Source organism: Sulfitobacter sp. SK012 (genome assembly GCF_003352085.1).
GTDB lineage: Bacteria > Pseudomonadota > Alphaproteobacteria > Rhodobacterales > Rhodobacteraceae > Sulfitobacter.
In genome coordinates, this window is the sequence record NZ_CP025804.1 from 3193641 (window position 1) to 3205849 (window position 12209).

Consider the following 12209-nt stretch of genomic DNA (forward strand, 5'->3'; position numbering starts at 1 on the left):
TTCCTCTATGTTCGTGCAGCGGCCAAGCCGCGCAGTGCCGTCTGTGCGGCTGATTGGAGATCGGGTTCAATTTGTTTGAGGATCTGCACACGGTCAAAGACCTCAGCATCCGCGGCCAGTACGTGCCGCAATGCGCGGCCGAAGCCCAAACGCAGTTCCGTACCAATGTTGAATTTACAGATTTTGGAGGTCTGAGCGAGCATTTGGCGCTGCGCGACGGGAACGCCTGACCCGCCGTGGATCACCAACGGCACCTCCGTTAATGCTTCGATCGCCCGGATGCGGGCCTCATCAAGGCCGCCTTCGTGGTTTTGTTGCAAATGCACGTTGCCCACCGAAATTGCCATCGCATCGACGCCACTTTCACGGGCAAATGTCGCGGCTTCTTGCGGATCAGTGCCCAGTGAGTTTTCACCATCGCTATACCCGACGAAACCGATCTCACCTTCGCAGGAAATACCAGCAGCATGGGCCATCTCGGCGATGCGGGCGGTCTCGTCGATGTTTTGAGCCAGTGATTTGCGCGACCCGTCATACATCAAAGAGGTAAATCCGCTATCCAGCGCCTCTTGGCAGTCCTCAAAGGTATAGCCGTGATCAAGATGCGCCACGACGGGCACAGAAACCGATTCAGCTAGGGTTCGGAACATCTTACCAAGGATTGGCAGCGGTGTATGAGCGCGGCACGAAGGGCCCGCTTGCAAGATCACGGGCAAGCCTTCGGCCTCGGCTGCAGCAACATAAGCACGCATGTCTTCCCAGCCCAAAGTAACCAAGCCGCCGACGGCATACCCACCGGTAAGGGCTGGTTGCACAACATCTTTTAGAGTCGCTAGGGTCATTTGAACTTTGCCACCATGTCAAGGATACCCGGGATCGTATGCAATTGATCTTTGTGCGTTTCTTGGAAGTTCTGCACCAATGATCGCTGGGTTAGACCGCCAAGGATCGTGAAATAATACATCTCATAGCCCGGTAAAACGCAGCACGGATGATAGCCCTTATCGATGCAAATCGTGGAGCCATCGACGATATGATATGCATCGCCCGGTTCATTGTCTTCGCGCTGAAGCATTTGCAGCCCGGAGCCGTAGTTTGGCTTGAAACGGAAGTTGTACGTCTCGTCGTGGCGCGTCTCCAGCGGCAACTGGTTCGTGTCATGCTTGTGGCTGGGAAATCCGGACCACCCCCCTGCCCCCACAGTGAACAATTCCGACACCAATAAGCGGCCGACGCGGCCATGCTGTTTCTGACCTAGGATATGTTTGATTTTGCGGTGGGTCTTGGTGTCGTCAGAGCCGTATTGCACCATATCGATCTCATCGGCGCGTACGGCAAACGGTTCCAGAACCTCGTCAAATTTGGCCCCGGCGACAAACACTTCGGCACTGTCTGACAGGCAAGTGAAGCACGCTTCCATGCCTGTGGGCACATACACACCTTCGGGATCCCCATCCCAAACATCGACGCCACGCCCGCCAAGTTGCTTGGCCTCAAAGCCGCCAACACTTACGTCGATCAAGCCCGTTGCTGGTGCGATGCATGTCTCAAAACCCGGCACAGCATAGGCATAGCTTTCGCCCTTCTTGAGCTTAACGATATTAAAGTAGTTCAAGGGCACAAGCGCATCCCCCGCATCGACGATGGGGTTATTCTTGTTATCAAACGGGGCGATATGCATGGAAATTCTCTCCAGATCAGACGGGGTTCGTGGCCCCGGGATGTGCGGCCAAAAAGGCCTCAAGGGTAGCAGCATCAGGCATGGCTGGGGCACAGCCCGGTTTTGCCACCACAATGGCAGCGCAGGCAGAGCCGCGCATTACCGCGTCATGTAAATCGCGCCCTTCAGCGAGGCTGGCGATGAATCCAGCCATGAAACTGTCGCCTGCACCTGTGGGTTTGACGGCTTCAACTTGGTAAATGCCGCTTTTGGTTTCGGTGCCATTCGCAAATGTGATGGCACCAAGATGGCCCATTTTATAGACCACAATGCTTGCCGTGGTTTCTGCCAATTCGCGCGCTTTGGCCAGCCCCTTGTCGATGCCGCCGGCCATAAAGCCAAACTCTTCGTCATTGGCGATAATAACGTCGGACATGGCCCCTGCCCGCGACAGAACTTCCTCGGCCACCTGCGGTGAAGGCCAACTGTAGGGGCGATAATCTACGTCAAAGATAACCGGCAGGCCCGCAGCCTTGGCCAGCTCAAATCCGCGGAAGGCAGCACTGCGCGATGGTTCAGAAGCAAAGACGGTGCCCGCCGTGATCAGCGCGCCAAACTGGCTGTAATCCACCGCTTCAACGTCTTCGATACTCATCTGAAAATCAGCAGCGCCGTTGCGGTAGATGACCGAGTTATGGTCCTGCACCCGCGTTTCATACAGCGCCAGAGAATTGCGGAACTCGCCTGCGATGGGTTTCACATGGGCGGTATCCACCCCGTAACGGCCAAGCTGGTTCAGGCAATACCGCCCAACCGCGTCATCAGACACCCGCGTAACCAACGCCGATTGCATTCCAAATTTCACGAGGCCTGCTGCGATATTTGCTGACGAGCCGCCCATCGCGACCATCATGCTGGATGCGTCTTCGATTCCCGTTCCGGCAGGCTCTGGTGACAGATCCATGCCGACGCGTCCGATGACTAGAAAGCTCTTTTTCTTGATCCCGTCTAAAACCTGCATCAGACGCCCTTCCGCTGTTTGGCGCGGCTAGCTTCGATCTCAAGGTGCTTTTCGCGCACCTTGGGGTTATCCGTCACATGGGGCGTGCCAACCTCCCACCAGGTGTGCCCTTCGGTGGTCCAGCCCTCAAACGCGTCAACGTTCATGACAATCACACTGGTCTTGTCGGCAGCTTTTGCAGCCTTAAATGCTTCTTCCAATTGCTGGGGTGTATCGGCACGCACCGCATGCGCGCCCATTGCGGCCGCATGGGCCACAAAATCCACCGCGAAGGGATCCGGAATTGTCGGCGTATCTGCCAACAAGTTGTTAAAACTCTCGTTACCAGTGTTGTTTTGCAGCTTGTTGATGACCGCAAAGCCACCGTTATCCAGCACCAGAACAATCATCTTTTTCTGTGTTAAAACAGAGGAATAGATGTCCGAGTTCATCAGCATATAAGAGCCGTCACCGGTAAAGACGATGGTATCGGCCTCTGGCTCGACCTCGGATTGCGCGATCCGCGCGCCCCAACCGCCAGCCAGCTCATAGCCCATGCACGAAAAGCCGAATTCGACATCGACGGTTCCGATATCGAGCGTGCGCCAATTTGCGGTCACTTCCGCAGGCAATCCACCTGCAGCAGCCACCACGCGATCACGCTTGCCGCACAGTGCATTCACCACGCCGATGACCTGCGCATAAGAATTGGGGCGATTCCCAGTGGCCACGTTTTGCGCCACGTAAGCGTCCCATTTTTTGCGCTCAGCTTGGGCAAAGCCCGTCCAGCTTGCCGGTGCCATATAGCCGGTCATCGCCGTTTCGATTTGCGCCAGACCACACTTGGCATCCCCCACCACGGGCAAAGATTGGTGTTTGCCAGCATCATGACGCGCTGCGTTTAGCGATATAATCTTGGCGTCCTTGGCGAAGGCTGTCCAAGACCCTGTTGTGAAATCTTGAAGCCGCGATCCCACAGAGAAAATAACGTCGGCGGATTCGGCGACGGCATTCGCGCTGTCTGAACCGGTTACGCCGACTGGACCGATGTTGAGCGCATGGTCGTTCAGCATGTTAGCGCGGCCCGCGATCGTTTCGATCACCGGAATTTGGTGAGCTTCGGCAAAGCGGGTTATTTCATCAACCGCACCGGAGTATTGCACGCCGCCGCCCGCGATGATCACTGGGCGCTTGGCCGATTTCAGCAAAGCAACGGCATCAGCCACTTCAGCAGCATCAGGCGTCATACGACGGATACGGTGAGTTTTCTCTTCAAAGAACGAAAGTGGGAAATCATAATCCCAACCCTGAACATCCTGTGGCAGTGCCAAAAACGCAGGCCCGCAATCAGCCGGGTCAAGCATGGTTGCCAGAGCAGCGGGCAGCGATTGGATGACCTGTGCAGGATGCGTAATGCGGTCCCAATAGCGGGTGACGGCCTGAAAGGCATCGTTCACGCCAAAAGTTGGATTGTTGTAATGCTCAAGCTGTTGCAGCACCGGATCGGGCAAACGGGTCAGGAAGGTATCCCCGCACAACATCAACATCGGCAAACGGTTGGCATGAGCCAGCGCGGACGCCGTCAACAGATTGGCCGTACCGGGCCCCGCAGACGCAGTGCAAAACATAAACCGGCGGCGCTTGTGGTACTTGGCATAAGCCGCTGCGGCAAAGCCCATCCCCTGCTCATTCTGCCCCCGATAAAGCGGCAACGTATCTTTGTGATCATACAGCGCTTCACCAAGGCAGGTCACGTTCCCGTGGCCAAAAATGCCAAAGCCCCCACCGAAAAGGCGCTGACGCACCCCATCGGTTTCAATGAACTGCACATTCAAATATCGAATTATGGCTTGTGCCGTCGTTAGACGTACGGTGCTCTCACCCATCAGATGTGTCCTCCCCCAAGGGTTCAATTTTTTGCCGATGCTGCGCTATCGCGCTTGACGGTCTTGTTGATTTAAAGATAGCGGTATTGCAACCGGTTGCAATCGGTTTTTAGGGGGGGACGATGCAAGAGATCGGAATTGGTATAATTGGTGGCGGGTATATGGGCAAAGCGCATGCTGTTGCTTATGCCGCAGTTGGTGCCATCTTTAACACCCGTCTTAGGCCTCGGCTTGAGATGGTAGCTGCGTCTTCCAAAGCGTCAGCTGAGCGGTACCGTGACGCGTTTGGCTTTGCCCGCGCGGCCGACGATTGGGAAGCGCTGATCCGGGATCCAAAGGTAGAGGCTGTGGTGATAGCCTCACCGCAATCCACCCACCGCGTTGCTGCGGAACTCGCTTTTTCGCTTGGAAAACCAGTTTTTTGTGAGAAACCACTGGGCGCGTCCCAAGAGGATGCACAGGCCATGACAGCTGCCGCATCAGCCAGCGGACTCGTTAATATGATTGGGTTCAACTACATCCGCACACCCGCCTCGCAATATGCGCGTCAGTTGATTGCTGAGGGTGCGCTGGGGCAGATCACGTGGTTTCGCGGCGAGCATACTGAGGATTTCCTTGCAGACCCCGCGATCCCCGCGAACTGGCGCACGGACGGCGAAGCAAATGGCACCATGGGCGATCTTGCACCCCATATGATCAATGCTGCGCTGGCTTTGTTGGGTCCGGTGGACAGCGTCATGGCGCAGATTGAAACCGTTCACACGACGCGCGGCGATGCCGTTGTCTCAAATGATGATCAAGGGCAGATGATGTGCCGTTTTGCCAATGGTGCCATGGGGCACATGCATTTCAGCCGAATCGCGACCGGCCGAAAGATGGGCTATGCCTACGAGATCACCGGCACAAAAGCGGCAATTCGTTTTGATCAAGAAGACCAGAATGCGCTGTGGCTGTACAAAGCCGAAGGCCCCGAGGCCGAGCGTGGTTTTCGCAAAATTCTGACCGGGCCTGCGCATCCAAATTACGAACCATTTTGCCAAGGCCCCGGCCATGGCACCGGATACCAAGATCAGATCATCATAGAAGCCCGTGATTTTCTGGAGGCAATTGCCGATGGCGCACCGCGCTGGCCTACGTTTGCCGATGGACTTGCTGTTTCGCGCGTTGTAACGGCCGCGCGTACATCCAACACAACGGGGTCTTGGACCTCAGTCGAGACACATTAAAGTATAAAGGAGACCGCCCCCGTGACCATAAGAATTGGCAATGCACCCTGCTCTTGGGGCGTCGAGTTTGCGGATGATCCGCGCAACCCAGGTTGGCGCGATGTCCTGCGCGAGAACGCACAAGCCGGCTATAAAGGCATCGAGTTGGGTCCCGTTGGGTTTATGCCCGAAGACCCCGCTATTTTGGCTGATGCCCTTGCCGAACATGAGCTGGAATTGATCGGCGGCGTCGTATTCCGCGCGTTTCATGATCCGGCACTTTGGGATGATGTGCTCGATGCGTCAGTGCGCACCTGCAGGGCGCTGGCCGCACATGGCGCACAGCACCTTGTGTTGATCGATTCGATCTCGCCGCGCCGTGCACCAACAGCCGGTCGCGCAGATGCCGCCGAGCAGATGGGCAAGGCCGAATGGATCGCATTTCGCGACCGCATCGCCCATGTCGCCAAAATGGGCGCAGAAGAATATGGCCTGACGGTTGGCATGCACGCCCACGCAGCAGGATTCATCGATTTTGAACCTGAATTGATTCGTCTGCTCGATGAAGTCGACGAAAAACACCTGAAGATTTGCTTTGATACAGGCCACCATTCCTATGCAGGCTTTGATCCGGTTGCCTTCATGGAACGCTTCATCGACCGCATCAGTTACATGCATTTCAAGGACATCAATCCGGCGGTCAAAGCAGACGTAATTGCCAAAGGCACCGACTTTTATGATGCCTGCGGACAAGGTATTTTCTGCAATCTTGGCGACGGCGATGTCGACTTTGCGCGCGTGCGCGAAATCCTGATCGAGAACGGCTTTGAAGGCTGGTGCACCGTTGAGCAAGACTGCGATCCAACCCTTCCAGACACCGATGCCGTTGGGGACGCCGCTATCAACCGCGCCTTTCTGCAATCCATCGGCTTTACCTAAGGAACCAATGTTATGGCAAAACTGAAATGGGGCATGATTGGCGGCGGCGAAGGCAGTCAAATCGGGCCAGCACACCGCCTTGGCGCTCAGGCTGATGGGAATTTCCTGTTTACTGCTGGTGCTTTAGACGTCGACGCCGCCAAAGGGCGCGCCTATGCGCAATCGCTCGGCGTGGACCAAGATCGCGCTTATGGCGACTGGACAGAGATGCTTGCTGGCGAAAAAAATCGCGCCGACAAGCTGGATCTAGTGACCGTTGCCACGCCCAACAATACGCATTTTGAGATCACAAAATCCTTTCTTGAGGCCGGGTTCAACGTGCTGTGCGAAAAGCCGATGACCATGACCGTCGAAGAAGGCGAAGAGATCGTCAAAATTGCCGAAGCCACGGGACAGGTTTGTGCCGTAAACTATTGCTACAGCGCCTATCCGATGATCCGGCAAATGCGCGCCATGGTCGCCAGCGGTGAGTTGGGCGCAATACGCACCGTTGTGACCAACTTTAGCCATGGTCACCACGCGGCGGGCGACGACGCAGAAAACCCACGGGTGCGCTGGCGCTACGATCCTGCCCAAGCTGGCGTATCCGGTCAGATGGCGGATTGCGGCATTCACGCGCTGCATTTGGCCAGCTTTATCACGGGTGATGAAGTGCGCACGTTGTCAGCTGATTTTGCCTCAACCGTTCCGGGGCGCGTGTTGGAAGATGACGCGATGGTAAACTTCAGAACCGAAGGTGGCATTGTGGGCCGGCTTTGGACTTCGACCATTGCACTTGGTCGCCAGCATGGCCTCGACATCCAGATCTTTGGCGAAAAAGGCGGCGTGCGGTGGGCTTCTGAGCAGCCGAACCAGGTCTATTTCCACAAGCTGGGTGGCCGGGTTGAGATCATCGAAAAGGGCGAAGATGGCCTGTCTGATGATGCCAAGCGGATGTCACGGGTGGCGATTGCCCATCCCGAAGGCTTCCCTTTGGCGGTGGCCAATATCTATGTCGATCTGGCGGCGCGTTTGCGCGGCGGTACGTCGAACTACCCAACCGCACAAGACGGTCTGCGATCGATGGCTGCGGTGTATGCGTCGGTCGAATCGGCCAAGCAAAACGGAGCATGGGTGGATGCGCGTCCGCCGATGTTTCAGTAGCGTTCAGACAATTTAATTTCTTAGCTTCGGCCCTTTGACAGGGGCCGAAGTGTGCCGCGCTCCACCACCTGACACGAAAACAATCTGGCCTCGGGATGGCGATCTTGATCGTCCAGGGCCGCCATCACCAACTCGATTGAGCTGTCCACGATCTGCTTAACCGGTTGCCTAATCGTGGTGAGATTAATGTTCTCCCACTTGGCCATTTCCATGTCATTTAGGCCAATGATGCCGATGTCGTCTGGCACCGATAAACCTGCAGATGAAATCGCGCTGAGGGCCCCAATCGACAAGACATCATCCCCACAAAAATAAGCCTCGGCATGGGAGCCCTTAAGCAACTCAAGCATGGCCGTGCGCCCGGCTGCAAAAGTATAATCCGACGCGTAGCTTACGTTCATTTCTGCGTCTTCGGTCTCGCTTACGACCTCCATAAAGCCAGCGCGCCGGTCGATCGTCGATGTGGCGCTTTCCGGCCCGCCTAGGAAAGCGATTCGCTGATATCCCCGAGCCAGCAATGTCCGCGCTGCCATGCGTCCACATTCAACGTTATCGATGCCAACGACATGGACATGCGGGGCACTGGCGAAACGCCCAAAGGAATGGACAACCGGAATTTTTGCGTCTCGGAATGCTTTGGCAAACTCGGGCGATAAGGTGGACGATGCCACAATAACCCCATCCACAGAATACTGCCGCAGCATACGAAGCGAGTTTGCCGGATCGGTCTCATTGGTGAGATTGACCAAAAGCGGGCGCAGCCCCTTTTCCTGCAAACGGCGCGTAAACAGATCAAAGACCTCAAGGAACAAAGGGTTGTGGAAGTTATTGGAGATCAGACCGATCAGTTTGGTCCGGCCCGTTGTCAGCGAAGACGCCAGCGCATTGGGGCTATATCCCAAATCCCGCGCGGCCTTTTCAACCTTTTTGCGAGTCTTGGGCGACACCGACGCGCCTTCGGTGAAGGTTCGTGAGACGGCAGAACGCGATACACCCGCAATTTCTGCAACCTCTTTCAACGTTACCGCCACTCGCACACCCCTCTTTTTATAGGTCTATATCGCCACCAGACAAAAATGGAAAATCTATTTTTGCAACCGGTTGCATTTTGGATGCCCATATGCTTTGATTTCCAAGTCAGGCGGTGACACCGTTCGACCACGTTTAAAAATATGTCTGGGAGGACCTCATGAATAAAGTATTCAAGTCGCTCGCGCTTGGCGCAGCGTTGCTTGCAGCACCGTTAACGGCTTTTGCCGACGGTCACAGTGAGAAACTGAAGTACGTCTTGGTAAGCCACGCACCTGATAGCGACAGCTGGTGGAACACGATCAAAAACGGCATCGCCCTTGCGGGTGAGCAAATGGATGTTGAGGTTGAATACCGCAACCCACCAACCGGCGACTTGGCCGATATGGCACGCATCATCGAGCAAGCCACAGCATCAGGCCCCAATGGCATCATCACAACCCTTTCGGATTATGATGTTCTCAAAGGACCAATCATGGATGCGGTTGCCAGTGGCATCGACGTCATCATCATGAACTCAGGTTCCCCTGATCAGGCGCGCGAAGTTGGCGCTTTGATGTATGTTGGTCAGCCTGAGTATGACGCGGGTTATGCAGCTGGTCTGCGCGCCAAAGGCGACGGCGTTGCGAGCTTCTTGTGCGTAAACCACTACATCTCTTCGCCTTCTTCAACCGAGCGCTGCCAAGGTTTTGCAGACGGTCTGGGTGTCGATCTGGGCAACCAAATGATTGATTCTGGTCAAGACCCTGCGGAAATCAAAAACCGTGTTCTTGCCTATCTTTCAGCCAATCCTGAAACGGACGCCATCCTGACACTCGGCCCAACCTCGGCAGATCCTACACTGCTGGCGTTGAACGAAAATGGCATGGCCGGTGATATCTACTTTGGCACCTTCGACCTTGGCACCGAAATCGTGAACGGTATCAAAGCCGGCGTGATCAACTGGGGTATCGACCAACAACCCTTCCTGCAGGCCTACCTGCCGGTTGTTGTGATGGCCAACTACCACCGCTACGGCGTTCTGCCAGGCAACAACATCAACTCTGGCCCCGGTTTTGTAACTGCCGACGGCCTTGAGCTGGTCGAAAAATACGCGGGCGAATTCCGCTAAGATACCACCGAAGGGCGGCGTGTTCGATACGAAACCGCCGCCCTTTTTGCATCCTGACGAGACCCATAGGAGATGGTCATGTCCAACACAGCACAAGATTCGACGGACGAACGCGTCAAAGAAATGTCGTCTTTTCGGGCGGCCCTTATCCGCCCCGAACTAGGTGGCATCATTGGTACCATTGCCGTTTTCATTTGTTTTTTCGTTTTTGCCTCCGACAGCGGGATGTTCAACAGCCAAGGTGTGCTGAACTGGTCCGTGGTGTCTGCTCAGTTTATGATCATTGCAGTTGGCGCGTGCCTCTTGATGATCGCGGGCGAATTTGACCTAAGCGTCGGATCCATGATCGGCTTTGCAGGGATGCTTATTGCGATCTTCGGGGTCACTTTCGGATGGCCCATGTGGATTGCGATCCTAGTGACCTTTGCCATCTGTATTTCGATTGGTGCGCTGAACGGATTTATTTGTATCCGAACCGGCCTGCCCAGCTTTATTGTGACGCTGGCATTTCTGTTCATCTTGCGCGGCTTTACGATCTTCTTGCCACAGACCATCGAACGCAAAACCATCATTGGCGGCATTCGTGAGGCAGCAGAAGGCGACTGGTTGGGCGCGTTATTTGGCGGCAAGATCCTGACTGGGGTATTCCAATCGTTGGGCGACGCTGGGATCATCTCTGTGTTTGAGCGCGGCACCCGTGCCGGACAACCTGTTGTAGATGGCATCCCGATGTTGATCGTTTGGGCAATTGGCCTGGTTATCTTTGGTCATATCCTTTTGACAAAAACGCGGTTCGGCAACTGGATCTTTGCATCCGGTGGCGATGCCGAGGCGGCCCGAAATTCGGGCGTCCCTGTAAACCGTGTAAAAGTCTCGATGTTCATGTTCACAGCCTTTTGCGCCACGGTTTTCGCCACATGTCAGGTCATGGAATTTGGCTCTGCAGGTGCGGATCGAGGGGTCCTGAAAGAGTTCGAAGCAATCATTGCAGTTGTTATTGGCGGTGCCCTTCTGACAGGCGGCTACGGCTCTGTGATCGGAGCCGCACTTGGCGCACTGATCTTTGGTGTGGTGCAGCAAGGTCTCTTTTTTGCGGGGGTCGAGAGCTCCCTGTTTAGGGTGTTCCTCGGGGTGATCCTCCTCGCTGCTGTTATCTTGAACACTTACATTCGTCGCATGATTACAGGGGAGCGTTGATATGAGCTCGGAAACTGAACAGACCCCCATCATTGAGATGCGGGATATCGAGAAGCACTTTGGCGCAGTCATTGCGTTGGCCGGTGTTTCAATCAATATCTTGCCGGGTGAGTGCCACTGCCTTTTGGGCGACAATGGCGCCGGCAAGTCGACCTTCATCAAGACAATGTCGGGTGTGCATAAGCCCACCAAAGGCGAGATCGTTTTCAACGGGCAACCGATGAATTTCGAGAACCCGCGCGACGCGATGGAGGCCGGTATTGCGACAGTGCACCAGCACCTCGCAATGATCCCTTTGATGTCAGTCAGCCGTAACTTCTTTATGGGCAATGAGCCGGTCAAGAAGGTTGCGGGAATATCGTTCTTTGACCGGGAACATGCGGATAGGGTGACAATGGAGGCCATGCGCAAGATGGGGATCAACCTGCGTGGTCCTGATCAAGCGGTTGGAACCTTGTCGGGTGGTGAGCGTCAAACTGTCGCCATCTCACGGGCTGTGCATTTTGGTGCACGGGTTCTGATCCTCGACGAGCCGACATCGGCCTTGGGTGTGCGCCAAACTGCCAACGTGCTGGCCACCATCGACAAGGTCCGTAAAGACGGCGTTGCAGTGGTGTTCATTACCCACAACGTGCGTCATGCGATGGCCGTTGGGGACCGCTTTACCGTGCTGAACCGGGGTAAGACACTTGGGACTGCAATGCGCGGTGAGATCAGTCCAAAAGAGCTTCAGGACATGATGGCTGGCGGACAAGAGATGGCCACTCTCGAAGGTTCACTTGGCGACACTGTTTGATGCTGAAGTTGTCAAAATGAACAAGCGACGGCCCAACGCTCTTGACCTGCGGCACCCGTTTTTCCTCCCCTTGTGGCGGCGCGTGGTGCTTGTGGCCTTGATGGGGTTTTGGACCGTCGTTGAAATCAATTACGGCAACCCGTACTGGGCATTGTTGTCGGCCGGGATCGGGGCATATGCAATTTATGTCTTCTTTTTCGACTTCACCCTGCCCCATGACGACAACGATGCCCCCTGATCACT

At 55.5% G+C, this 12209-nt stretch carries 12 protein-coding genes; 7 read left to right on the forward strand and 5 right to left on the reverse strand.

Going from position 1 to position 12209, the window contains the following annotated elements; genetic code table 11:
- Positions 1 to 5: 5 nt before the first annotated feature.
- Genes C1J03_RS15625 through iolD form a run of 4 tightly spaced genes read right to left on the reverse strand, consistent with a single transcriptional unit; the run spans position 6 to position 4546 of the window.
- Positions 6 to 842 (reverse strand): class II fructose-bisphosphate aldolase, encoded by an 837-nt coding sequence (locus C1J03_RS15625; protein ID WP_114887433.1) that lies wholly within the window; start codon positions 840 to 842, stop codon positions 6 to 8.
- Positions 839 to 1681, reverse strand: coding sequence for a 5-deoxy-glucuronate isomerase (locus C1J03_RS15630; protein ID WP_114887434.1), 843 nt, complete (start codon positions 1679 to 1681; stop codon positions 839 to 841). The genes C1J03_RS15625 and C1J03_RS15630 overlap by 4 nt, the downstream gene beginning before the upstream one ends.
- Positions 1682 to 1697: 16 nt before the next feature.
- Positions 1698 to 2681 (reverse strand): 5-dehydro-2-deoxygluconokinase, encoded by a 984-nt coding sequence (gene iolC / locus C1J03_RS15635; RefSeq protein WP_114887435.1) that lies wholly within the window; start codon positions 2679 to 2681, stop codon positions 1698 to 1700.
- On the reverse strand, positions 2681 to 4546 hold the full coding sequence (gene iolD / locus C1J03_RS15640) for a 3D-(3,5/4)-trihydroxycyclohexane-1,2-dione acylhydrolase (decyclizing) (RefSeq protein WP_114887436.1): 1866 nt from the start codon (positions 4544 to 4546) through the stop codon (positions 2681 to 2683). The genes iolC and iolD overlap by 1 nt, the downstream gene beginning before the upstream one ends.
- A 122-nt stretch (positions 4547 to 4668) precedes the next feature.
- Here iolD and C1J03_RS15645 point away from each other — a divergent pair, with 122 nt between their 5' ends.
- Genes C1J03_RS15645 through C1J03_RS15655 form a run of 3 tightly spaced genes read left to right on the forward strand, consistent with a single transcriptional unit; the run spans position 4669 to position 7833 of the window.
- Positions 4669 to 5772: a Gfo/Idh/MocA family protein gene (locus C1J03_RS15645; protein ID WP_114887437.1), complete on the forward strand. Its 1104-nt coding sequence runs from the start codon at positions 4669 to 4671 to the stop codon at positions 5770 to 5772.
- A gap of 21 nt (positions 5773 to 5793) precedes the next feature.
- Positions 5794 to 6690 (forward strand): TIM barrel protein, encoded by an 897-nt coding sequence (locus tag C1J03_RS15650; RefSeq protein WP_114887438.1) that lies wholly within the window; start codon positions 5794 to 5796, stop codon positions 6688 to 6690.
- Positions 6691 to 6702: 12 nt separating this feature from the next.
- Positions 6703 to 7833 carry a Gfo/Idh/MocA family protein gene (locus C1J03_RS15655; protein ID WP_114887439.1) on the forward strand — a complete coding sequence of 377 codons (1131 nt, stop codon included), beginning with the start codon at positions 6703 to 6705 and terminating at the stop codon, positions 7831 to 7833.
- Between the two features lie 20 nt (positions 7834 to 7853).
- Here the strand turns inward: C1J03_RS15655 and C1J03_RS15660 are convergent, their stop codons facing one another.
- The gene (locus tag C1J03_RS15660; protein WP_114887440.1) at positions 7854 to 8864 is read right to left on the reverse strand and encodes a LacI family DNA-binding transcriptional regulator; all 1011 of its coding nucleotides are present in this window, start codon (positions 8862 to 8864) and stop codon (positions 7854 to 7856) included.
- Positions 8865 to 9022: 158 nt separating this feature from the next.
- Here C1J03_RS15660 and C1J03_RS15665 point away from each other — a divergent pair, with 158 nt between their 5' ends.
- The 4 genes from C1J03_RS15665 to C1J03_RS15680 all read left to right on the forward strand — a co-directional run bounded on the left by C1J03_RS15665 (position 9023) and on the right by C1J03_RS15680 (position 12204).
- The gene (locus tag C1J03_RS15665; RefSeq protein ID WP_114887441.1) at positions 9023 to 9973 is read left to right on the forward strand and encodes a sugar ABC transporter substrate-binding protein; all 951 of its coding nucleotides are present in this window, start codon (positions 9023 to 9025) and stop codon (positions 9971 to 9973) included.
- 78 nt (positions 9974 to 10051) lie between these two features.
- A complete protein-coding gene (locus C1J03_RS15670; protein ID WP_114887442.1) occupies positions 10052 to 11170 on the forward strand; it encodes an ABC transporter permease in 1119 nt (372 codons plus the stop codon).
- 1 nt (position 11171) lies between these two features.
- On the forward strand, positions 11172 to 11966 hold the full coding sequence (locus tag C1J03_RS15675; RefSeq protein ID WP_114887443.1) for an ATP-binding cassette domain-containing protein: 795 nt from the start codon (positions 11172 to 11174) through the stop codon (positions 11964 to 11966).
- A gap of 16 nt (positions 11967 to 11982) precedes the next feature.
- Positions 11983 to 12204: a hypothetical protein gene (locus tag C1J03_RS15680; RefSeq protein ID WP_114889035.1), complete on the forward strand. Its 222-nt coding sequence runs from the start codon at positions 11983 to 11985 to the stop codon at positions 12202 to 12204.
- Positions 12205 to 12209 lie beyond the last annotated feature (5 nt).